17 protein-coding genes are annotated in these 21990 nt (G+C 62.7%); 2 read left to right on the top strand and 15 right to left on the bottom strand.

The genetic code is table 11. From position 1 onward, the window contains the following. From hepC to B5G16_RS05805, 4 genes are all read right to left on the bottom strand, one after another. Positions 1 to 2136, bottom strand: a complete 2136-nt coding sequence (gene hepC / locus B5G16_RS05820) for a heparin-sulfate lyase HepC (protein ID WP_162612028.1) — start codon at positions 2134 to 2136, stop codon at positions 1 to 3. A gap of 99 nt (positions 2137 to 2235) precedes the next feature. Then, a complete protein-coding gene (locus B5G16_RS05815; protein ID WP_087262167.1) occupies positions 2236 to 3432 on the bottom strand; it encodes a glycoside hydrolase family 88 protein in 1197 nt (398 codons plus the stop codon). A gap of 292 nt (positions 3433 to 3724) precedes the next feature. Continuing rightward, on the bottom strand, positions 3725 to 4540 hold the full coding sequence (locus B5G16_RS05810; protein WP_087262330.1) for an SDR family oxidoreductase: 816 nt from the start codon (positions 4538 to 4540) through the stop codon (positions 3725 to 3727). 5 nt (positions 4541 to 4545) lie between these two features. Continuing rightward, positions 4546 to 5331, bottom strand: a complete 786-nt coding sequence (locus B5G16_RS05805) for an MBL fold metallo-hydrolase (protein WP_087262165.1) — start codon at positions 5329 to 5331, stop codon at positions 4546 to 4548. Between the two features lie 169 nt (positions 5332 to 5500). Here B5G16_RS05805 and B5G16_RS05800 point away from each other — a divergent pair, with 169 nt between their 5' ends. After that, on the top strand, positions 5501 to 7489 hold the full coding sequence (locus B5G16_RS05800) for a glycoside hydrolase family 97 protein (RefSeq protein WP_087262163.1): 1989 nt from the start codon (positions 5501 to 5503) through the stop codon (positions 7487 to 7489). A 263-nt stretch (positions 7490 to 7752) separates the two neighbouring features. Here the strand turns inward: B5G16_RS05800 and B5G16_RS05795 are convergent, their stop codons facing one another. The 6 genes from B5G16_RS05795 to B5G16_RS05770 all read right to left on the bottom strand — a co-directional run bounded on the left by B5G16_RS05795 (position 7753) and on the right by B5G16_RS05770 (position 16123). After that, positions 7753 to 8046: a PG0541 family transporter-associated protein gene (locus tag B5G16_RS05795; RefSeq protein ID WP_087262162.1), complete on the bottom strand. Its 294-nt coding sequence runs from the start codon at positions 8044 to 8046 to the stop codon at positions 7753 to 7755. Between the two features lie 63 nt (positions 8047 to 8109). Beyond that, on the bottom strand, positions 8110 to 11253 hold the full coding sequence (locus tag B5G16_RS05790) for an efflux RND transporter permease subunit (RefSeq protein WP_087262159.1): 3144 nt from the start codon (positions 11251 to 11253) through the stop codon (positions 8110 to 8112). 13 nt (positions 11254 to 11266) lie between these two features. Further along, positions 11267 to 12280 carry an efflux RND transporter periplasmic adaptor subunit gene (locus B5G16_RS05785; protein WP_087262157.1) on the bottom strand — a complete coding sequence of 338 codons (1014 nt, stop codon included), beginning with the start codon at positions 12278 to 12280 and terminating at the stop codon, positions 11267 to 11269. Positions 12281 to 12306: 26 nt separating this feature from the next. Then, the gene (locus B5G16_RS05780) at positions 12307 to 13620 is read right to left on the bottom strand and encodes a TolC family protein (protein ID WP_204228032.1); all 1314 of its coding nucleotides are present in this window, start codon (positions 13618 to 13620) and stop codon (positions 12307 to 12309) included. Positions 13621 to 13659: 39 nt separating this feature from the next. After that, the gene (locus B5G16_RS05775; RefSeq protein WP_087262153.1) at positions 13660 to 14286 is read right to left on the bottom strand and encodes a TetR/AcrR family transcriptional regulator; all 627 of its coding nucleotides are present in this window, start codon (positions 14284 to 14286) and stop codon (positions 13660 to 13662) included. A gap of 148 nt (positions 14287 to 14434) precedes the next feature. Then, complete coding sequence (locus tag B5G16_RS05770; protein ID WP_087262151.1) at positions 14435 to 16123, bottom strand: peptide MFS transporter; 1689 nt, start codon at positions 16121 to 16123, stop codon at positions 14435 to 14437. Between the two features lie 89 nt (positions 16124 to 16212). On the opposite strand from B5G16_RS05770, the gene B5G16_RS05765 reads away from it, so the two are divergent. Continuing rightward, complete coding sequence (locus B5G16_RS05765; protein ID WP_087262149.1) at positions 16213 to 18249, top strand: alpha-amylase family glycosyl hydrolase; 2037 nt, start codon at positions 16213 to 16215, stop codon at positions 18247 to 18249. 82 nt (positions 18250 to 18331) lie between these two features. Here B5G16_RS05765 and tpx read toward each other — a convergent pair whose 3' ends face one another. The 5 genes from tpx to B5G16_RS05740 form a co-directional block, all read right to left on the bottom strand. Next, positions 18332 to 18841, bottom strand: a complete 510-nt coding sequence (gene tpx, locus B5G16_RS05760; protein ID WP_087262147.1) for a thiol peroxidase — start codon at positions 18839 to 18841, stop codon at positions 18332 to 18334. 90 nt (positions 18842 to 18931) lie between these two features. Continuing rightward, complete coding sequence (locus tag B5G16_RS05755) at positions 18932 to 20239, bottom strand: amidohydrolase (protein WP_087262145.1); 1308 nt, start codon at positions 20237 to 20239, stop codon at positions 18932 to 18934. A 12-nt stretch (positions 20240 to 20251) separates the two neighbouring features. Further along, positions 20252 to 20728: a DUF1573 domain-containing protein gene (locus tag B5G16_RS05750; protein WP_087262143.1), complete on the bottom strand. Its 477-nt coding sequence runs from the start codon at positions 20726 to 20728 to the stop codon at positions 20252 to 20254. 13 nt (positions 20729 to 20741) lie between these two features. After that, positions 20742 to 21431 carry a TonB family protein gene (locus B5G16_RS05745; RefSeq protein WP_204228030.1) on the bottom strand — a complete coding sequence of 230 codons (690 nt, stop codon included), beginning with the start codon at positions 21429 to 21431 and terminating at the stop codon, positions 20742 to 20744. Positions 21432 to 21577: 146 nt separating this feature from the next. Next, entirely contained in the window at positions 21578 to 21985 is a 408-nt protein-coding gene (locus tag B5G16_RS05740; protein WP_087262139.1) for an ExbD/TolR family protein, read from the bottom strand. Positions 21986 to 21990 lie beyond the last annotated feature (5 nt).

Raw genomic sequence — 21990 nt, 5'->3', positions numbered from 1 at the left:
TTAATTTTTAGGTTCCAACGTATAGGAGAGACGATACTCCCGGCCGCCGACCGTCACCGAAATGCGCGCCGAAGTCTCGGAGAAGGGCTCGTCCACGAACGACGCCCCGACCGTCTCCGAAGTCGCGTCCTTCGTGGGACAGAGGATCGTGATGAAGCGTGCCGCCGCATCGTCGGCGCTCTTCTTCATGTCAATCCGGTAGGCCTTGCGCGTCGTCGAGTTGTCCAGCTTCAACGAGACATTCCCGGTCCGCGTGGCCGTCGTCACCGGCTTGTTCGCAAAGGTCCGGACCAGCAGGTTGTTCCCGTCCGCAAAAGCCGTATGGGCACCGTTCTGATCCGCATCGACGACCACCTCCGACGACCCGCCCGGCAGAAGCAGGAAGTTCAGGTTCACGGTCCCCGCGGCCGAACCGTAACCCTCGTCCAGAATCACGAAGAAACGCTCCTCGACGAACCACACCGAACGACGGTGCGTCAGCCCCGAATAGGAGGGATTTTCCAGAATCAGCAGGTCGTAGTCCGCACGCTCCTCGGCCAGCAGGCACACGCCCCGGCACGACGAGATGTTCACCTTGTCGAGCGTCAGCGTCGAGTGGTTGTCCGTGCGGGCATAGGTGTTGCGGTCGCTGCTCCCGCTGTTGTAGCTGAACACGCCCGAATCGGGGAAGAACTGGCGTCCGTTGACATACAGTTCGAAGTTGTTGTTGTCCCACTGCCGGTGCCAGGCCTCGACGGGGGTCTGGGCGGCATTCACCAGCACCATCATCGTCGACTCCCGGGTCCAGCCGTTGCGGATCGTATAGTGGCCGCCATCCTCGAAGCATTTGATGCCCGTCGGAGGCATCTTCCCTTCGGCACCCTGCGAGGCCAGCCATTTCAGCTCCTCGTCATCGGGGAACAGGTCGCGGTAGTTGCGCATGTGCCGCAGCAGAATGTTGCGCGTCCACGACGTGGGACGCGTATCGCCGAAATTCGGCGTCGAATAGTTGTAGTCGCCATCCGCGGCGTTGTAGACCGCATAATTCGGGTAGATCAGGTACTTCTCCACCTCGACCATCCGCCGGATCGCCTCCGTATAGCTGGCCGGGAAACGACCCGTCTGGCCGTTGGCCGCCGCCACGAGCATCGCCGAACGGAAACTCTCGATCGAACCGATGTGGTAGTGCAGGTCGTTGTCTTTGAGCCACCCGTCGGCGAAATACTGCTTCGCGGTCTCCTCGTTGAGAATCGAAGTCCCGCTGTCGACCCACTCCGAAGCCGCCTTCATCTCCGGAAACAGCAGTCCCGCAAGCGCTACGGCCTGGGCCTGCGAGATCCGGTGGTTCGAGTCCGACCAGTAGTTGTTCCGGATGAAGTCCACCTGGAACGACAGCCGCTCCACGAAACGGGTCAGGGCCGCCGCATCGAAGGCATCCGCCCAGCGGTAATACTCCATCAGCGTGCACATGTCCTGCACGCGCGCCGCCACGCTCAACGGAACCCATCCGATGTAATCCTTCGGCTGGTTGGCCTCCGGATAGGACTCCGGAGCGGGATGGGTCTTCCACCAGTCGTCGTAGACCCCGATCCACGAGGTGATGTACCGGTCGTCGCGCGTCACGTAATAGGCCTTCGCCTGCGGCACGAACCACTGGTGGCGGTGCAGCTGGCCCCGCTGCTCCTGATCGCCGTCGGCGTGGAGCGTCCAGTCGATGCCGTCCCCCGCGGCATTCATATACGAATAGGGATGGTTCGTTTCGTCCACGAACGTGGAGACCTTGAAACGGTAGCCGTTCTCGAAGAGCGCGTCATCGGCAACCGAGCGCTCCGCGTCGCTGAGCGTCGTGCCCAGCAGGTTGACCAGCGGATTGTTGACCGGCGCCGAATAACGGTAGTAGTCGCGAAGCGCGAGGGCCGCCTTGCCCGGCTCGCCCGCCTCGAAATGTGCCTTGACCTCCTCCATTCCCGGATAGTCGAGGTTCAACACCGAAAAGGCCTCCGCCCGGACCTCGGAATCCGACGGTGCCGTCGGTTCGTAGACGCCCTTCGTCGAGCTCCCGCCCTGCGATACGATCGCATCGTCGCTCAAACATCCGGTCGACAGGAATGTCAGACCGGTTACGGAGACAAAAATCCGTAAAAGTTCAATTCTCATATGGTTTGTGATTTTTAGGTTGTTTGTCTGCTGCATGCGCTCCGGGGACCGCACCCGGAAGGATACGGCCGCACGGAGGGAAATACCCCGCCCTCCGGATCAGAGACGACGCGCGTCGAGACCCCGCAGCGAAAGATAACGCTGGATGGCTTCCAGATAGTAGTAGTCCGCGTAGTTCAGCGGCGTGTCGATCTCGCTCTCGGCCGGCAGGTGTCCCACGCTGTGTTTCAGAATGAAACCTCCGTTGGTGCCCTTTTCGGCCAGATAGGCGTCCGACGAAAGGCTCATCAGCATCGCTTCCGCCCGGTCGAAATAGGTCTTGCCCTCGCTTTCGGGAACCAGCGTCGACAACTCGAAGAGCGCCGAGGCGATCACCGCCGCTGCCGAAGCGTCGCGCGGTGCGTCGGGAATATCCGGAGCATCGTAATCCCAGTAGGGAACCAGATCCTCGGGCGTCCGCGGATGGTTCATGATGAATGCGGCGATGCGCCGTGCATGGTCCAGATACTTCGTGTCGCCCGTCTCGCGGTAGCACATCGTATAGCCGTAGAGCCCCCAGCCCTGACCCCGGGCCCAGGCCGACGTGTCGGAGCAGCCCTGGAACGTCCCGCGGCTCTCGACCGTGCCGTCGTCGTTGTAGCTCACCACGTGGTACGAACTGGCGTCCTCGCGGAAGTGGTTCCGCAGCGTGATGTCGGCATGGCGGACCGCCACGTCACGGTATTGCGGGTCGCCCGTATGCTTCGAGGCCCAGAAGAGCATTTCCAGGTTCATCATGTTGTCGATGATGACCGGATAGTTCCACTCCCCGAAATCCCACGAACGGATCACGCCAATGGCCGGATCGCAGCGCGAAATGAGGCTGTTCGACGCCTCGACGATCACTTCGGCCGAATGGGCGTCGTGGAGCGTCTGCTGCTGCTGTCCGTAGCTGCAAAAGACCATGAAGCCCAGGTCGTGCGTCCCCTTATAATATTGTATGCCTTCGAGGCGCGCGGTGAATTTCCCGGCCTCGGCACGCAGGCGCTCGTCGCCCGTCAGGCGGTAGGCCTCCCACAGCGTCCCCGGATAGAAGCCGCTGGTCCAGTCCTTCGGGTCAACGACCTTGAATTTCGGCATCAGCGAACGCGGAAAGCCCGGCAGCGAATCGAATTCCGAAGCGGAGAGTTCCAGTTGGGATCGCGCAACGTCGAGCGCCCGTTTCACGGCCTCGACCTTGGGATCGGACTCCGGGGTGCAGGAGCCCAGCAAAAAGAGGGAAAAAAGTCCCGGAATCAGGAGGAGGTTTTTTCTCATGAATGGTTCAGGTTTTTGTGTTCAGGTTGTTTTGACGAATACAAAAGTACCCATAACCCCGCGGAGAGACCCCGAGAATTGAAGAATTGATTTTCAAAACCGCTCAAATAACCTTCAATTTTGTGCAACGGAATGCGGATTTTGTCCAAAAACCGTCCGGAAAGGCTTCCCAAAGGGGATTTCGAAAAACGCCCTGCAACCCTTTCGGACGGGTTCGCGGGAGACTTCCCGAGACAAAAAAGGGGGGGGTGACCCACAGGCGGCACCCCCTTTCTGCGGCCTTTGCGGCCCTCTATTTCAGCGGCGAGTCCGGCTCGCGGGACATCACCAGATAGAACATCCGGTCGAGGAACCCCGGCGCGAACTTCTTCACGAAATGCGTCGCTCGGCCCTCCGCCTCCATCAGGCACAGCCGCCTGCGCCGCACGATCCCCCGCCCCACGATCCGGGCCACCTCCTCGGCCGTCATCATCTTCGACTCGTCGCGCGGCGTCTCGCCCTGCTGCGACCCGTCGGCCGTCAGCGCCGAGAAGCGCACGTTCGAGGCCGTGAATCCCGGGCAGGCGATCATCACGTGAAGCCCCTTTTTGAGGTTCTCGATCCGCAACGTCTCCAAAAAACCCGTCATCGCGTATTTCGACGCCGAATAGCCCGTGCGGCCCGGCAGGCCGTGCAACCCCGCCACCGACGAAATGCCCACGATCGAACCCTTCGTCCGTTGGAGATACGGCAGCGCGTATTTGCAGCAGTAGACCGTGCCCCAGAAGTTCACGTCCATGAGGCGGTGCAGCACGTCGAGGTCCACATCGTCGAACAAAGCCCGCATCGAGATCCCCGCGTTGCAGATCAGCACGTCCAGCCGCCCGAACTCCCGGACCGCCGTCTCGATCAGCGCCCGGCACTCCTCCGGCTTCGTGACGTCCACGCCGCAGTAGGCAGCCTGACCGCCCCGGCCCCGGATCTCACCCGCCAGCAGCTGCAATTTCTGCACGCTCCGGGCGCCGAGAACCACCCGGGCCCCCTGGGCCGCATAGACCTTCGCCATCGCCTCGCCGATCCCCGACGAGGCGCCCGTGATGACGATCACCCGATCTTTCAATGTCTTCATATCGTTCAATCTTCCAGTTCGATTTCCAGCGTATCGCAGGCCATGTGCACCCCCGGAGGCAGCGTCGGCTCCGTCACGGCGTGCAGCCCGATGTCGTGCGACATGTGTGTCAGCCACGCCTCCCGAGGCCCCACCCGGGCGATCAGCGACAACGCCTCCGCAACGTTGAAGTGCGAATAGTGCTCCTTGAAGCGCAGCGCGTTGACCACCAGCACCTCCACCCCGCGGAGCTTCTCCACCTCCTCATCCCCGATCGTCTTGAAGTCCGTCAGATAGGCCAGCCGACCGATCCGGTAGCCCGTCACCGTGAAGCGCTCCGAATGGCGGCCCGACACCGGGACGATCTCCACCCCACGGACCGTAAAGGGACGCGAGACGTCGATCTCGTGCAGCTCGATCTCCGGGACTCCGCGGTACTTGTCCTGCGCGAAGGCGTAGTCGAAGTCCTTGCGCACGCACGCCAGCGTCCGCGGCGAAGCGTAGATGTCCACCCGATGGACCGTCGGCGGGTAGTCCACGAAATTGAACGCCCGCACGTCGTCCAGACCCCCGATGTGGTCCTTGTGTTCGTGGGTCAGCAGGATGGCGTCCAGATGCCGCACGCCCGTGCGGAGCATCTGGTAGCGGAAGTCCGGCCCGGCGTCGATCACCAGCCGAACGCCCCGCGTCTCGACCATCGCCGAGGTCCGCAGGCGGCGGTCCCGGCGGTCGGCCGACGTGCAGACCCCGCAACGGCATCCGATCACGGGTACGCCCTGCGACGTCCCGGTTCCCAGAAAGGTGAGTTTCATGTCCGCAAAGGTAAGAATTTTTGGGAAAACCCGGCTCTCCCGTCTCAAAAACAATCCGGGGCTGTTCCCGTCCCGACGGCCGGAGGGAGCGGAAATTTGCATCTTCGGGATTTTTTATTATTTTTACAAACTCAACCGCGAAACTCACCAACTCTAAATTGCTTGCCGAATGAAGAAACCGCTTTTGCTCGCCGCGGCACTCCTGCTCGCGGCCGCCGTCCAGGCGCAGAAAACCTACACGCTGACCGCTCCGAACGGAGCCCTGCAAACGACCGTCTCGGTCGGTGAGATACTCACCTACGACATCGTGCGCGACGGGAGGACGCTGATGAATCCCTCGCCGGTCGCCCTGACGCTGGACAACGGTTCCGTATGGGGCCCGAAGGCCCGCGTAACAAAAGCCTCTCGCACGAGCGTCGACCGACGCATCGCATCGCCGCTCTACCGTGCCGACTCGATCCGCGAACACTACAACGCCCTGACGCTCCGCATGAAAGGAGACTGGGACCTCGAATTCCGCGCCTACGACGACGGTATCGCCTACCGCTTCGTCAGCCGTGCGAAAAAACCGTTCGCCATCGTGAACGAACAGGTCGAATTCCGGTTCCCGGAGGACTACCAGACCACGCTCCCCTACGTGCGTTCGGGCAAGGACGGAGACTGGAACAGCCAGTACTTCAATTCATTCGAAAACATCTATACGGTAGCTCCGCTCTCGCAGCTCAACACCGGGCGTCTGGCCTTCCTGCCGCTGGTCGTGGATGCCGGAGCGGGTGTGAAGATCTGCATCACGGAGAGCGACCTTCAGGCCTATCCGGGGCTCTTCCTCCGCAATACGGACGGAGGAACGACACTCACGGGCCAGTTCGCGCCCTGCCCCATCAAGACCCAACCCGGCGGATACAACGGAATCCAGCACATCGTCCGGGAACGCGCTCCCTACATCGCCCGCGTCGAGACGCCGCGCTCGTTCCCGTGGCGCGTGGCCGTGGTCGGCAGCGATCCCCAAATCGCCGCGTCGGATTTGAGCTGGCTGCTCGCCGAACCCTCGAAGATCGACGACATCTCCTGGATCCGCCCCGGAAAGGTCGCCTGGGACTGGTGGAATGCCTGGAACCTCGCGGGCGTCGACTTCCGTGCCGGAATCAACACCCAGACCTATAAGTATTACATCGACTTCGCCGCCGCGCAGGGCATCGAATACGTGATCCTCGACGACGGATGGGCCGCCGGAAAGGGCGAGGACCTGATGCTGCTCAACCCCGACATCGACATGCGCGAGATCGTCGGCTACGCCGCTTCGAAGAACGTCGGGATCATCCTCTGGGCCGGATTCCACGCCTTCGAGCGCGACATGGAGGAGGTCTGCCGCCACTATGCCGCAATGGGCGTCAAGGGTTTCAAGGTCGACTTCATGGACCGCGACGACCAGCAGATGACCGCCTTCAACGTCCGGGCCGCCGAAACCGCCGCCAAATACCGCCTCATCCTCGACCTCCACGGAACCCACAAGCCCGCCGGGTTGCAGCGCACCTGGCCCAACCTCCTCAACTTCGAGGGCGTCCACGGTCTCGAACAGATGAAATGGAGCCCGGTCTCGGTGGATCAGATGAAATACGACGTAACGATCCCCTTCACGCGCCAGGTCGCCGGCCCCATGGACTACACCCAGGGCGCCATGCTCAACGCCACGCACAGCAACTACCGCCCCTGCAACTCCGAGCCGATGAGCCAGGGTACGCGCTGCCACCAGCTGGCCCTTTATGTCGTGCTGGAATCCCCGCTGAACATGCTCTGCGACTCCCCGACGAACTACCTCCGGGAGCCCGAGTGCACGCGCTTCATCGCCGCGATCCCGACCGTCTGGGACGAGACCCGCGTGCTGGACGGACGCATCGGCGAATACATCGTCACGGCCCGCCGCAAGGGTTCGACGTGGTACGTCGGCGGAATCACCGACTGGACGCCCCGCGACCTGAAAGTCGACCTTTCGTTCCTCGGCGGCAGCCGCAAGGCCGAGATCTTCCGCGACGGCGTGAATGCCGACCGCAAGGCCTCGGACTACAAGCGCGGGGAGACGGTCATCGACACCTCACGTCCGTTCGAGGTGCATCTCGCCCCCGGCGGCGGGTTCGCCCTGAAAATCGAACTCGAATAGGCAGCAAGCGCCTTTTCTGCCCAAAAGAAGGCCCCTCGCCCGATGTTTCGGGCGAGGGCTTTCGTCAGGAGGGGGGGGGAGATAGAATGGCTCCCCGGTCCGCCATCCGGCAGAAGAAAGGAAGGGGTTTCTCCGCCAACCGACCGACAACGCACCCGGCAACGCACCCGGCGGCAAATCCACCAACCGACCGGCAATGCACCCGGCGGCCCGGCGGCGAATCAACAAACCGACCGGCAATTCCCCGGCAACCCGGCGGCGAATCAGAACCCCGATTCGATATTCCACACGAAGGCCCGCGAACCCTGCATCTTCGTCGCGGCATCCATCGCACGGAACGCCTCCATGAGCGGTGCCACCTGCCCGTCCTCGACGATCGCCAGAATCGAGGCGTTCATCGACGGCCAGGCGTGCGTCCCGTAGTGGGGCTCGCCGTCCACAGAACCCCGGCCCTGGGTCAGCGCCCACTTCGTGAAGCCCCGGATCCCCTGTTCGTCGAGAATGGCATGCACCCGGTCGGTCAATGCCTGATTATAGGATAAGAATACGGCTTTCATAGCGTGTTTTCGTTTTTTCAGTTTCCCCTTTCAATCGCACCGGAACGCTCTCCGGCCCCCGGATCAATGGGCGCTCGCCTGGTGCGCGGCCGCAAGGCGGGCCAGACGCTCCTGCTCCTTGCGCTGCGAACGGTTCACCAGAATCGAATAGAGCACCGGAACGATGAAGAGCGTCAGGATCGTCGAGAAGGTCAGACCCCCGATCACCGCAATACCCATCGGCTGCCACGTCTCCGACCCGGCGCCCGTGCTGATGGCCAACGGCAGCATGCCCAGCACCGTCGTGAACGACGTCATCAGCACCGGACGCAGACGGCTCTTGCCGCCCGCAATCACCGCGTCGAAGACCCCCGAGCCGCGCTCGATCAGGAGGTTCATGTAGTCCACCATCACGATGCCGTTCTTCGTCACGATGCCCACCAGCATGATCGCACCGATCAGCGCAATGAGCGACAGCGGCGTGGAGGTCATCCACAGCGCCAGGAACACGCCCGTGAAGGCGAACGGAATCGTGAACATGATGATGAACGGGAATTTCAGCGACTCGAACTGCGTGGCCATGACGATGTAGACCAGAATGACGATCAGCACGAAGAGCGTCATCAGGTCCGTGAAGGCGTCACCCTGGTCCTCGACCGTTCCGCCCACTTCGAGATCCACGCCGTCCGGCGTCGGATAACCGGCAAGCAGGCGGTTCACCTCCGTCACCACGTCGCCCAGCGCAACACCCGCCCCGAGCGTCGACTCCACCGAGATGACCCGCTGGCGGTTCTCGCGCTCGATCTCCGGCGCGGCGTACTCCTCAACCACCGAACCCACCTCCTTGAGCTTCACCGGGCGCCCCTGCGCATTGTACAGCGTGATGTTCTCGACATCCTCCACCCGCGTGCGGAAGGGCTCCGCGTAGCGGACCACGATGTCGTATTCGTCGCCGTCTTCGCGGTATTTCGACGCCACGAGGCCGTCGATGCGGTTCCGCACGGCCTGCGACGCCGTGGCGCTGTTCATCCCGTAGTACGACAGGCGGTCGCGGTCGAAGACCACGTTGTACTCCGGACGCAGGTCGTCGCGCGAAAGCTTCACGTCCCGCACGCCCGGCAGCTCGCGCATCTTCTCCTTCAAATCGTTCGCAACGGTGTTCGTCAGGTCCATGTCGTAACCGAAAACCTTGATGTCCACCGTCGCCGCGCCGCCCACCATGCCGCCCATCGCTCCGCCCGGCGTGATCGTATACTGCCGGATCTCCGGAATCCCGTCGAGATCCCGACGCAGCAGGTCCGAAATCACGTAGATCGACCGCTCGCGCGCCTCGACATCCGTCAGGCGGATGTTATAGTTGATGATGTGCGAACCCGTAGTCTGCATCGCCGCAAAGGCGTTGTCCGACGAATTCGCACCGGCCGACGCCGAGACGAGGATCACCTCGGGATACTTCGCATAGATGATGCTGTCGATCTGACGCGCAATCCGCGACGTGTACTCCACCGAAATGTTCTGTTCCAGCTCGACGGTCGCCGCAATCCGGTTGTTGTCCGACGGCGGGAAGAACTCCGTCGGCACCTGCGTCAGCAGACCCAGCGACACCACGAAGACCGACATCATCGAAAAAACCGTGATCCGCCGGTGGTGCACCACCCAGTTCAGCGACCGCGCATAGGCCTCGTCGAGCCACGTCAGCGCCCGGTCGATGGGTTTGTAAACCACCCCCACGCCCTTGTAGTCGTGCACGCCCCCTTCGAGGCGGAGCATGTAGGCCGACATCATCGGCGTCAGCGTGATGGCCGCCGCCGTCGAGACGCACACCACGATCGTCACGATCCACCCCAGCTCGCGGAACAGGATGCCCGCCATGCCCGGGACCATCGTCAGCGGCAGGAACACCGCTACGACCACCAGCGTCGTGGCGATCACCGACAGCCACACCTCGTTCGTGGCATAGATCGCCGCCTCCTTCGGGTTCGAACCCCGTTCGATGTGCGTCGTGATGTTTTCAAGCACCACGATGGCATCGTCGACCACCATGCCGATGGCGATCGACAGCGACGACAGAGAGATGATGTTCAGCGTCGATCCCGTGGCGAAGAGGTAGATGAACGAACAGATCAGCGACACCGGGATCGTCATGCAGATGATCAGCGTCGCACGCCACCGCCCGAGGAAGATCATCACCACCAGCACCACGAAGACAAACGCATAGAGAATCGTCTCCGAGAGCGAGTCGATGGCGTCGGTGATCTCCTGCGAACCCTCGAAGATCAACTCCATCTTCACGTCGCGCGGCAGCGTCTTCTGGATCGCCGGCAGCCGCGACTGGATCTCCCGCACGATATTCACCGTGTTGGCCCCCGACTGCTTCTGGAACATCACCCGCACGCCCCGCTGGCCGTTGACACGCTCGTCCATCGTCGCCTTTTCCAGCGTGTCGCGGATCTCCGCCACGTCCGAAAGCATCACCGTGCGGCCTCCGGCATTCGAGACAACCACCTTGCGCAGCTCGTCCGAGAGCTTGAACTCCCCGTCCGCCTTGATGTTGAACGTATTGTTGCCGATGTCGATCGTCCCGCTCGGGATGTTCACGTTCTCCGCGGCGATGATCTGGCCCAGCTGCTCGACCGACAGCCCGTAGGCGTCCAGACGCACCGGATCGACGTTCACCTGAACCTCACGCTCCGGGGCGCCGATCACCGACACGGCTCCCACACCGTCCACGCGGTTCAGCACGTTGACCAGCTTGTCGTCCAGAATCTTGCTCAACGCCGGATAGCTCTCCTCGGCCGTCACCGCCAGCATCATGATCGGCATCATCGACGACGAGAACTTGAAGATCGTCGGGTACTCGATGCCGTCGGGCAGCATCGACTGCACGCGCGACACCGCATCGCGGATCTCGTTCGCACCCTCGTCCAGATCCGAGCCGTACTCGAACTCCACGGTGATCATCGAAACGTTGTCCTGCGACTTGGAGGTCAGCTTTTTCAGGTTGCTCACCGTATTGAGGTTGTCCTCCAGCACCCGCGTGATGTTGGTCTCGATCTCCGCGGCGTTCGCCCCCGGATACATCGTGATGACCGAAATCTGCGGAATCTCGATCTCCGGATACTGGTCCACGGCCAGGTGCGAGAGCGAGAAGAGCCCCATGACCAGCACGCCGACGAACAACAGCACCGTGGAGATCGGCTTGCGGACCGCACTTTCGTAAATTTTCATCTGACAGCCTTTTTTAATCCTCCTTGATTTCCACGCGGGCCCCGTCGAAGAGCTTCGACAGCGCCGTCACGGCCACCTGCTCGCCGGAAGCCACACCCCGCAGGATGTCCACGCGGTCGCCGACCTGCCGCCCCACCTCCACCGAACGACGTTCGGCAACCGTGTCGCCCACGATGACGTACACGTAGCGTTCGGCCGAGCCCACCTGTTTCTGCACGGCCACGTCCGGAACCATCACACCCGTCTTGCCGCCCATGTCGAAGGCCGTACGGGCGTACATCCCCGGACGGAGACGACCCGCTCCGTTCGGAACCGTCACCTCCACCTTGAAGGTCCGCGTCGCGGCGTCCAGCGCCGGATAGATCAGCGACACCCGGCCCGTGAAGCTCTCTTCGGGGAAGATCTCCACGTACAGCGACACCGGCATCCCGACCTTCACCTGCGGGAAAAACTGCTCCGAGATGTTCACGATCACCTTCAACGGGTCGATCTGCATGATGTGCAGGATCGGCTGCTGCGCGAAAAGGTCCCCCGACTCGTAGTTCCGCGCCGTAACGACGCCCGAAATCGGCGAGCGCACCTCGATGTTCTTTTTCAGGTTCGCAACCACCTCGCGCTGCACGTCCAGCTGCGCCCGCGCCTGCTCGATCTGCTGCGCCGAGATGCCTCCGGCCTCGTAGACCGGAAGCAGACGGTTGTAGTCGCTCTCGATGGTCTGCAACTGCACCAACTGCTGCGTGTACTGCGTCGGGTCGAGCGATACCACCAGCTGCCCCTCGCGGACCGCATCGCCCACCTCGACCAGAATCCGGTCGATATGCACGCCCGAGGCCGCCGGCGTGATGTCGTTCTCCTTGTAGGGCTCGATCTCCGAGGTGAACTCCTCGACGAGCCGTACCGGGGCCTCCTCGGCCGTCATACCGCGTGTCAGGACCCGCGCCTCTTCCGGCGCCGATACCGCCGCCCGTTTGCCTGTGCAGCCCACCGTCATCGCGGCAGCCGCCACCATCCACAGCATCTTTTTCATATCTCTCTTCCGTTTTCGTTTCCCAATCATCGTTCGCGCCCCACGATCCGGTCGTACTCGGCCTTCGCCGAGAGGTAGTCGTAGATCGCCTGCGAGAAGTTCAGCTGCGCCTGCGTCTGCGCCAGCTGCGCGCTGTTCAGTTCGAGGATCGTGCCCGCTCCGGCCCGGTAGCGCGTATCCGAGATCCGGTAGGCCTTGCGCGCCTGCTCCACGGTCTTCTCCTGCGCGAACATCGTCTCGCGCGCCGTCAGCAGGTCGTTCAGCGCCGAGCGCACCTGTACGTCCAGCTGCTGCCGCGCGTAGACCCGTTGCAGGGCCACCTGCGAAAGCTGGTTCTTCAATTCGCGCGACTTGTTCATGCGCGTCAGCCCCGCGAAGATCGGGACCGACAGCTGGACTCCCACCGAGATCGGATGCGTCCAGAAATAGCGCGAATCGTCGCCCGCGCCCATATTCAGGAAGGGTTCCATGTCGTTGCCCGTCCAGGAGGCCGAGCCGAAGGCCGCCAGCGTCGGCAGACGCCCCGCATTGGCCGCCCGCAGCGACCGCTGCAACAGCTCCTCCTGCAATTCCAGCGACCGCAGGCTGCTGTTCTCCGAGACGTCCGCCGTCAGACCCTCGGTCCCGGCCAGCACCTCGTCGCGCATCCCGTCCAGCTCGCCCTCGACCTCGATCTCCACCTCCTCCGGAATCGAGAGGTACATCTTCAACATCAGCTTCGCCAGCTTGATCGAGTTCTCGGTTTGCAGGATCGTAGGCCGCAGGTTGCTCAACTGCACCTGCGCCGTCAGCAGGTCGTATTCCGACGCCAGGCCGTGGTCGTACTGCACCCGCGTGTCGTCGACCGTGCGCTGCACCGTGGCCTCCGATTCGCGCAGCACCGCCAGCGACTGCTCGGCCAGCAGGATGTTGTAGAACGCCTTACGCACTTCGGCCGCCAGGTCGATGCGCGACGAACGAGCCGCCTCGACCGCCGCGGCGCGCTGCGTGTCGTTCATTTTCAGCGTCCGGTAGACCGCCGGCGCGAAGAGCGGCAGCGTCAGGTCCCCCTGCACGGCGAACGTATTGTCGGCGCCGAACGAAATCCCGCCCCGCATCTCCGACTTCACGATCGAACGCGTATAGCTGCCCGACGCCGAGAGTTGCGGCAGCAGACTCCCCCACGTCTGGCGTTTCACGTAGTCGTAACGCGCCACCTCCATCTCCGCGACCCGCACGGTCGGATTCTCGCTCAACGCGATCTCCAACGCCGCGGAAAGCGTCAGACGCAGCTGTGCCGACACTCCGGAGATACCGAGAATCCCCGCGGCAAGAAACATGGTCAGTACCCTTTTTTTCATATTGTATCTGTACGCTATTTTCATGAATGGCCGTCCGGCTCAATTCCCGGGCCCGGAGGAGTTCAGACTCCGTCGGTAGTCGTCCACGAGCCGGGCGCCCTCGGGCGTCGAGATCCCCCGGAAAAAGTTGCTCACGATCTGCACGAAGGCCTCGCGTTCGCTCATCCCTTCGGGCAGAAGCAGGTCCTTGCGGTCGGTGATCGCCGACGCCGTATAGTAAAGTACCGAGATGGCCAGATCGATGTTGATCGTCTCCACGAACAGGCCGTCGGAGATCCCCTGCCGGAGCATGTTGCCCAGATCGCAGCGGCTCTTCGCCGAGCCTTCGCGCAACAGCCGCTCGTGAACCCCCGGATAAAACTTCCGCAGATTCCCCAGCAGACGGTGGATCACCTCCGAATCCTCCATGACGCGCCCCAGCACCCGAAACATCGCTTCAAGCACGTTCCGGGCCCCCTCGCAGGCGGCCCGACGTTCGAGACGCTTGCTCTCGAAAAAATGCTCCATGGCCAGGTAGAGCAGGCTCTCCTTGTCTCCGAAGAGTTCGTAGAGCGTGCGCTTCGAAACCCCCAGCTGCTGCGCAATGTCGTCCATACGCACCGCCTTGATGCCCTGCGAGACGAACATCTGCATGGCCTGGGCTACGATCCGTTCCTTCTGATCCATGATCCCGAGAGTTTAGTGTCGTCACAAATATAAAAATAAAACCCGAAAAACCAAAAAAGTTTTCCGGTTTTTAAGTGCGGGCTCTCCGGGATTGAAAAAGGCCCGGACGTCGATCGTCCGGGCCTTTCCCATGCAAAGACCGCTGGCATCAGGCCGCAGTCGCGTTTTCGAGTTTGCGCATGATCGAGAAGATGAAGAGCGCCGAGAGCAGACACAGCACGATCAGCACGCTCCACACCATCCACAGCGCCATGCCGCTGCCCCAGAGGTAGCCGATGAGCGACGTGGCGTAGTTGCCGATGGCCGTGGCGGCGAACCAGCAGCCCATCATCATGCCCTTGTACTTCGGAGGAGCAACCTTCGAGACGAACGAGATACCCATCGGCGAGAGCAGCAGTTCGGCGAACGTCAGTACCAGGTAGGTCGAGATCAGCCAGTTCTGCGACACGAACGTATCGCTGGCGCCGGCGGCCTTCACCTCAACGGGCGACATCAGACCCAGCGAACCGATCGTCAGGATCAGGAAGCCGAAGGCCGCGATGATCATCCCGAGGCCGATCTTGCGCGGGGCCGAGGGCTCCTTGCCCCTGCGGGCCAGCGCCGTGAAGATCGCCACCGAGATCGGCGTGAGACCCACGACATAGAAGGGATTGAACTGCTGGAACTCCTGCGGCAGGATGTGAACCGGATCGGGCGTGAGCGTATAGCGGTAGATCAGGGCTCCCGCGGCGACGGCGAACGCGGCGGCGCTGATGAGTTTCCCGCGGAGCTTCTCCGACTGGAAGAAGCCCACGATGCCGTAGACCCCGACGAGCACCAGCACCAGATTGAAAATGTCGAAGCCCATGCGCGTGACGCCCGTGGCCTCGGAGGTCGTGTAGTCGCGGGCGAAGAAGGTCATCGTCGAGCCGTTCTGGTGGAAGGCCATCCAGAAGAAGATCACAACGGCGAAGACCAGCATCAGCGCCGTGATGCGCGACTTGGTCTGCGCGGGGGTCAGCTCGGCGGCTTTCGCTCCGGAGGCCGTTGCGGCGGCAGCCTGCTGCTTGGCCGTCACGTCGGCGTGCTTGAAGGTGCGGCGGAAGCCCACGTAGATCAGGTACGAAACGACCAGCGACACGCATGCCACACCGAAGCCCATGTTGTAGGCCGTGGAGAGTTTCTCGATGTAGTGGCGCGAGAACTCGCCCAGATCGGTGATCGTCGCGTTCATCGACGCAGCCAGCTCCTGCAACTTGGCAAGCGGTTCGGCAGGCATCTGCGCCCCCAGTTCGAGGTACTGGTGCGCGAGGGCCGGAATCTGACCGTTGTAGACCAGGCCGTCCTGGGCCAGGAAATAGTTGGTGATCCACTTGGCCATTGCCGGGGCGAACATCGCACCGATGTTGATGGCCATATAGAAAATCGAAAAGGCGTTGTCGCGTTTCGACTGGTAGGCCGGGTCATCGTAGAGGTTGCCCACCAGCACTTGCAGGTTCCCCTTGAAGAGACCCGTGCCGCAGGCGATCAGGGCCAGCGCACCGAACATCATCGCCTGTCCCGCGAATCCCGTACCCGTCGGGATCGAGAGCAGCGCATAGCCCGCGAACATCACGAAGATGCCCAGCGTAACCATCTTCCCGAAGCCGAACCGGTCGGCCAGGATGCCGCCGAAGAAGGGCATGAAGTAGACCGCGGCGAGAAAGATGCCGTAAATCTGGGTGGTGACCGCTTCGGTGTAACCGAACTTCGCTTGCAGGAAGAGCGTGAAGATCGCAAGCATGGTGTAGTAGCCGAAGCGCTCGCCCGTGTTGGCCAGCGAAAGGGCATACAGGCCTTTGGGTTGTCCTTTGAACATAATTGTACGTTGGTATTAGTAAACGGTTTTTTTGGTTCGCCGACAAAGATAGAAAAATTTTTCATATATTTGTATAAAAGACCCCCGTCATGGAAAAAACAGACAAAAGACTCCCGATCGTCGAACGGGACGAGTGGCTCCGACCCGTCGAGGAGCAGATGAACCGTCGCCACGCCCGCTACACGGCTAAAATGGAGGCTATCGAGCACGCGGCCGGGTCGATCGTCGACTACGCCAACGGATACCGCTATTTCGGCTGGCAGTGGGACGAAACCCTCGACGGATGGTGGCTGCGCGAATGGCTCCCCGGGGCGCAGGACGTCTACGTTTTCGGCGACTTCAACAACTGGCAGCGCACCGAAATCCGGATGCACCGCGATACCGCTGGCGTCTGGAGCGCCTTCTTCCCCGCGGCCATGTACCGCGACCGACTCACACACGGATCCCTCTACAAGATCCACGTCCACGGCGACAACGGATGGATGGACCGCATCCCGGCCTACGCCCGCCGCGTGGTCCAGGACGACGCGACCAAAGACTACACCGCGCAGTTCTGGCAGCCCGCCGAGCCGTTCGACTGGCGCGGCGACGACTTCGACGCCTCGAAGAACGGGAGCCTGCTGATCTACGAGGCACACGTCGGCATGGCCCAGGAGCGCGAGGGCGTCGGCACCTACCGCGAATTCACCGAGAAGATCCTCCCGATCATCAAGCGCGACGGATACAACGCCGTGCAGCTCATGGCCATCGCCGAGCACCCCTACTACGGGTCGTTCGGATACCACGTGTCGAGTTTCTTCGCACCCTCGTCGCGCTGCGGGACCCCCGAGGAGCTCAAAGAGCTGATCCGACGCGCCCACGAACTCGGGCTGGCCGTCATCATGGACCTCGTGCACGCCCACTACGTCAAGAACCTCAACGAGGGGATCAACGAACTCGACGGTACGGACCACCTCTACTCGAAGCCCGGCGAGGCCGGAAACCAGCCCTACTGGGATTCGAAACTCTTCGACTACGGAAAGGAGGAGGTGCAGCACTTCCTGCTGTCGAACGTCAAGTACTGGCTCGACGAGTTCCATTTCGACGGCTTCCGCTTCGACGGCGTGACGTCGATGATCTACCACCACCACGGCTACGTCTCGTTCGACGCCCGCGAGCGCTTCTTCGACGAGGGCGTCAACGAGGATGCCATCGCCTACCTCTCGCTCGCCAACCGACTCGTCCACGAGTTCCGCCCTGCGGCCGTCACCATCGCCGAGGACGTGAGCGGCATGCCCGGGATGTGCATCCCCCTCGACGACGGCGGAATCGGCTTCGACTACCGCCTCGGCATGGCCATTCCCGACTTCTGGATCAAGCTGCTGAAAGATGTCCCCGACGAGGAGTGGAACATCTGGGAGATGTGGTCCGTGATGACCGACCGCCTGCCCGACGTCAAGACCGTGGCCTACGCCGAATCGCACGACCAGGCCCTCGTCGGCGACAAGACCATCGCCTTCCGACTGATGGACAAGGAGATGTACTTCCACATGGACCGCGCCTCCGAAAACCTCATCATCGACCGCGGCATGGCCCTGCACAAGATGATCCGCCTGATGACCATCTCCACGGGCGGGCAGGCCTACCTCAACTTCATGGGCAACGAGTTCGGGCATCCCGAGTGGATCGACTTCCCGCGCGAGGGAAACGGGTGGAGCTACGCCCACGCCCGGCGTCAGTGGTCGCTGGCCCGCAACGGGCTGCTGCGTTACGTCTGGCTCGGGGATTTCGACCGCGCGATGATCCGCCTCATCAAGAAATACAGGGTGCTGGCCGACGGCTACGCCTGGAACCTGCTGATGGACGAACAGAACAAGACGATGGTCTTCTCGCACGGACGGCTGCTCTTCGTCTTCAACTGGCACCCCACGGCCTCGATTCCCGACTACGAGCTGCCGGTGCAGGGGCCGGGCAAGTATGTGCCGATCCTCTCGACCGACGAGAAGCGGTTCGGGGGTCAGGAGCGGCAGGCGATGGATTCCGAGCACTTCTCGTTCAACGTCGAGGACGAGCAGGGGAACAAATACCCGCGCATCCGCATCTACAACACCTCCCGTACGGCAACGGTTTACCTCCGCAAACGGTAGGAAGGGGCGGGGAGCGCCCCATACGTGAAAAGGCACGGAGCCTTCCGGCTCCGTGCCTTTTATCATGGTCCCGCGGGACGCCTCACCTCACCAGGCCCCGCACCACATGCAAAACCTGCTCATAGTCGGGTTCGTGCGAAACCTCCGGGACATACTCCACGTAACGCACCGTATCGTCGCGGTCCACGACCACCACGCCGCGGGCCAACAGCCGGTAGCCTTCCAGCACGAAGCCGTATTTCAACCCGAAATCCAGCTCGCGGTAGTCCGACAGGACGTACACCCGGTCGATGCCCTCCGCGGCGCAGAAACGCTTCTGCGCAAAGGGCAGGTCCACCGATACCGACAGCACGACCACATCGTCGCCCAACCGGGCGGCCTCCCGGTTGAAACGGATGTTCTGCAACGAGCAGACCGGCGTGTCGACCGACGGGAAAACACTGTAAATACGCACCTTGCCGTAGAAACGCTCCGACGGCACGCATTGCAGCGATCCGTCGACGAGCGTGAACGAGGGGGCTTTCTCCCCCACTTCGCAATGCCGGCCGACAAGCCGCACGGGCTTGCCGCCGAAAGTTACCTGATATTCCATAATTCGTAAGATTAACAACTTGTTTCTTCCACAAAACCAATGCCGAAGCATCATCCGGCCGCCCCGATCCGGCCGGTTCTCCGAAGGCCCTTACCCGGCCGTCGTGATCCGGCGCACCGCTTCGGCCGCCCCGGCATAGAGCGCCGGCAGGTCCACCCCTTCGATCCGGCGATTCTCGACGACGATCCGGCCGTCGACCATCACCGTATCGACATCCGAGGCCTTCCCGCAGTAAACCAGGTTCGAAACCACGTCGTGGATCGGTTGCAGATGCGGCTTTTGGAGATCCACGACGATCAGGTCCGCCAACGCTCCCTCGCGCAGCACGCCCAGTTCGCCGTCGGCACATCCCATCGCCCGGGCGCCGTTGGCCGTCGCCATGCGCAGCGCCTCCCAGGCCGGAAGCGCCGTCGGATCGCCCGTGGCCGACTTTTGCAGAAAGGCCGCCGTGCGCAGCTCCTCCCACAGGTCCAGATCGTTGTTCGAGCAGGTGCCGTCCGTGGCCACCGTCACCAGCGCACCCGCCCGGCGCATCTGCTCCACCGGTGCCACGCCGCTCGAAATCTTCATGTTGCTCTGCGGGTTGTGCGAGATCGTCACGCCCCGCGCCGCCAGCGTCCCGATGTCGGAGTCCGTAACATGGATGCAGTGCGCCCCGATGCAGCGCCGGTCCAGAAGCCCCAGCGAATCGAGGTGCTCGACCGGTGTACAGCCGTAACGCTCGCGCACGATGCGGATCTCGTCGCGCGTCTCGGCAATATGGGTCATCAGTCCGAGCCCGTAGCGGTCGGCCAGCTCCTTGCCCCGCACGAGGTTCTCCGGCGAGACCGTATAGGGCGAATGGGGCGCCACGGCGACCCGCACACGCCCGCTTCCCGCCTCACACAGGCGGACCGCCTCCTCGACCTGCGGAAGGACCTCCCCGATGTTCGAGTCGAAGTAGTTGCAGCCCAGCACGGCACGGATTCCCATCCGTTCGGCGACCTCCACGCAGCGATCCTCGAAATAGTACATGTCGACGAACGACGTCACGCCGCCCAGCAGCATCTCGACGATCCCGAGCGTCATGCCCAGCGCCACCTCGTCGGGCGTCTGCCGCGACTCGAAGGGCCAGATATAGTCGTTGAGCCACGTCATGAGCGGAATATCGTCGGCATAGCTGCGTTGGAGCGTCATCGCCGCGTGGCAGTGGGTATTCACCAGCCCCGGCATGACGAGACGTCCGCGGCAGTCGATTTCGCGAAGATCCGGATGCGAAGCCCGGAACTCCGCGGCGTCATGCTCCGAAGCGGTGACCAGCGCCACCCGGTTCCCGACGACTCCCACCCAGCCCGCAAAACTCCGCGGCCCGGAATCCGTCATCGGCAGCACCGTCGCATGGGAAAAAAGAAGGGTCATATCAACAATTTTTCAGCGTTTCTTTACTTTTTCGCGTTCGGTCCGCACCTTCCGGGGTTCCTCCCCGTCGAGGGAGTTGCCCTGCACGGTGAGAAGATCCCGTTCGTCGACCGAGTTCGAATAGATCTGGATCACCTTGTTGAAGGCGCCCGGTTCGCTCTTGTGCGGTTCGTAGACGACGCGGATCACACCCGAATCGGCCGGCGCCACGGGCCGCTTCGAGAACGACGTCCGGATGCACGAACACGACGTCACGACGCGAACCAGCACCAGCGGTTTCGTCCCGTCGTTCACGAACCGGAACTCGTGGACCAGATCCCCGCCGCGGCGCGGCACGTCGCCGAAATTCCACGACGTCTCTTCCAAACGCAGGTGAGCGCCCGACCCGTCCGGGGCCGGAGCCGCACCCTTCACGCCCCTGCCGGGCCCTGCGGCACAGTTCCCCGCAAAAAGCAGGCCCGCGAACAACGCCGTCACGATTTTTTTCATCCTACCGAAACCGTTAATTCAATTTGAAAACATAGGTGATCGTTCCGCCCTGCACCGCCGCACGGCTCTCCGTGAAACGCGCTTTCAGGGCCGCGGCACGCGCCGCCGCAATCAGTTCCGGGGCATCCGTCGTGGAGCCCTTCGGCTCGTAGGAGGCCCCCGTCACGTGTCCCCGGGCATCCACCGTCACGCGGATCACCACCTTGCCGCTCTTCCCGCCCGGATAGGCCGGACGCGGGAGGTCGCCCACCAGACCGCGGCCCTGCAACCCCTTGTCCAGCTGGTCCAGCCCGTCGGGATTCAGCCCGGGCCCCGTGCCCGAGGCCTTGTCCTCACCCTCCGGAGCCCGCGGGTTCCCGGCGTTGTCGGGTTCGTCCGCTCCGCCCCGGTTCATCTTGAACAGCGCCTTGGGGTTGGGCGTCTGCGTCACCTCGTCCTTGCCGGCGGCCTGTGCCACCTGCTCCACCGGCGCCGCCTCGTCGTGCACGCGCGGCTCCGTGGCCACCTTCACCGGCGGCTTCGGAGGCTCCGCCACCGGCGGCTCCGTGAAGTCCACGAGGATCGTGTCGCCCGGTTTTTCCAGCGCCGGCGCGAAGTCGAACGTCACCAAGGCGAACGACCCCGCGAGCAGCACGCCGTAGGCTGCCGCCGCAATCACCGCCCAGCGGCGGGGTGATCTGTTATCAGGGTCATAATAATACATAAGCATCGTTTTACCGACAGCCGGAGGCCCGTCCCGCCGCGAAGCAACACCCGGTCACCTCCGGGGAGGGGATTCCGGGAGCGGGTCAGGCTTGCAGCCCGGCCGCCGCCCGTCAGGACAGAGGACCGGCCTGCAACCGCATCCGACTACCGCGGCGTGGTCGCCAATATCAGTTTGTAGTTGTTGTCCTTGGCGATGTTCATCACCTTGACCACCTCGTCGACGGCCACCGTCTTGTCGCAGTGCAGCGACACGGTGGCGTCCTTCTGGCCGTCGAGCCGCGTCTTCAACGCCCGCTCCACGCCCTCGATCGAACCCACGTCCTGCAACTCCACGTAGTAGCGGTACCTGCCGCCGCCCGTATCCTGCACCGAGACCGTCGTCATCGCCTTCTCCTTCAACTGGTTCGAGCTCTTCGGAAGCATCAGTTTCAGGGCGTTGGGGTTGATCAGCGTCGTGGCGATCAGGAGGAACAGCAGCAGCAGGAACATCAGGTCGGTCATCGACGACGCCGAGAACGACTTCTCGACCTTCGATCCGTGTTTGATTGCCATAGCGC

Source organism: Alistipes sp. An66, from assembly GCF_002161445.1.
In the GTDB taxonomy this organism is placed as follows: domain Bacteria; phylum Bacteroidota; class Bacteroidia; order Bacteroidales; family Rikenellaceae; genus Alistipes; species Alistipes cottocaccae.
This window is presented reverse-complemented; position numbering and strand designations above follow the sequence as displayed.

Bases quoted from the DNA above. Each gene is read 5' to 3' on its own strand.
- B5G16_RS05800 (WP_087262163.1), top strand. From the start codon at position 5,501: ATGAAGAAACCGCTTTTGCTCGCCGCGGCACTCCTGCTCGCGGCCGCC.
- B5G16_RS05765 (WP_087262149.1), top strand. From the start codon at position 16,213: ATGGAAAAAACAGACAAAAGACTCCCGATCGTCGAACGGGACGAGTGG.
- B5G16_RS05785 (WP_087262157.1), bottom strand. From the start codon at position 12,280: ATGAAAAAGATGCTGTGGATGGTGGCGGCTGCCGCGATGACGGTGGGC.
- B5G16_RS05755 (WP_087262145.1), bottom strand. From the start codon at position 20,239: ATGACCCTTCTTTTTTCCCATGCGACGGTGCTGCCGATGACGGATTCC.
- B5G16_RS05780 (WP_204228032.1), bottom strand. From the start codon at position 13,620: ATGAAAAAAAGGGTACTGACCATGTTTCTTGCCGCGGGGATTCTCGGT.
- tpx (WP_087262147.1), bottom strand. From the start codon at position 18,841: ATGGAATATCAGGTAACTTTCGGCGGCAAGCCCGTGCGGCTTGTCGGC.
- B5G16_RS05810 (WP_087262330.1), bottom strand. From the start codon at position 4,540: ATGAAGACATTGAAAGATCGGGTGATCGTCATCACGGGCGCCTCGTCG.
- B5G16_RS05805 (WP_087262165.1), bottom strand. From the start codon at position 5,331: ATGAAACTCACCTTTCTGGGAACCGGGACGTCGCAGGGCGTACCCGTG.
- B5G16_RS05790 (WP_087262159.1), bottom strand. From the start codon at position 11,253: ATGAAAATTTACGAAAGTGCGGTCCGCAAGCCGATCTCCACGGTGCTG.
- hepC (WP_162612028.1), bottom strand. From the start codon at position 2,136: ATGAGAATTGAACTTTTACGGATTTTTGTCTCCGTAACCGGTCTGACA.
- B5G16_RS05740 (WP_087262139.1), bottom strand. From the start codon at position 21,985: ATGGCAATCAAACACGGATCGAAGGTCGAGAAGTCGTTCTCGGCGTCG.
- B5G16_RS05795 (WP_087262162.1), bottom strand. From the start codon at position 8,046: ATGAAAGCCGTATTCTTATCCTATAATCAGGCATTGACCGACCGGGTG.
- B5G16_RS05770 (WP_087262151.1), bottom strand. From the start codon at position 16,123: ATGTTCAAAGGACAACCCAAAGGCCTGTATGCCCTTTCGCTGGCCAAC.
- B5G16_RS05815 (WP_087262167.1), bottom strand. From the start codon at position 3,432: ATGAGAAAAAACCTCCTCCTGATTCCGGGACTTTTTTCCCTCTTTTTG.
- B5G16_RS05750 (WP_087262143.1), bottom strand. From the start codon at position 20,728: ATGAAAAAAATCGTGACGGCGTTGTTCGCGGGCCTGCTTTTTGCGGGG.
- B5G16_RS05745 (WP_204228030.1), bottom strand. From the start codon at position 21,431: ATGTATTATTATGACCCTGATAACAGATCACCCCGCCGCTGGGCGGTG.
- B5G16_RS05775 (WP_087262153.1), bottom strand. From the start codon at position 14,286: ATGGATCAGAAGGAACGGATCGTAGCCCAGGCCATGCAGATGTTCGTC.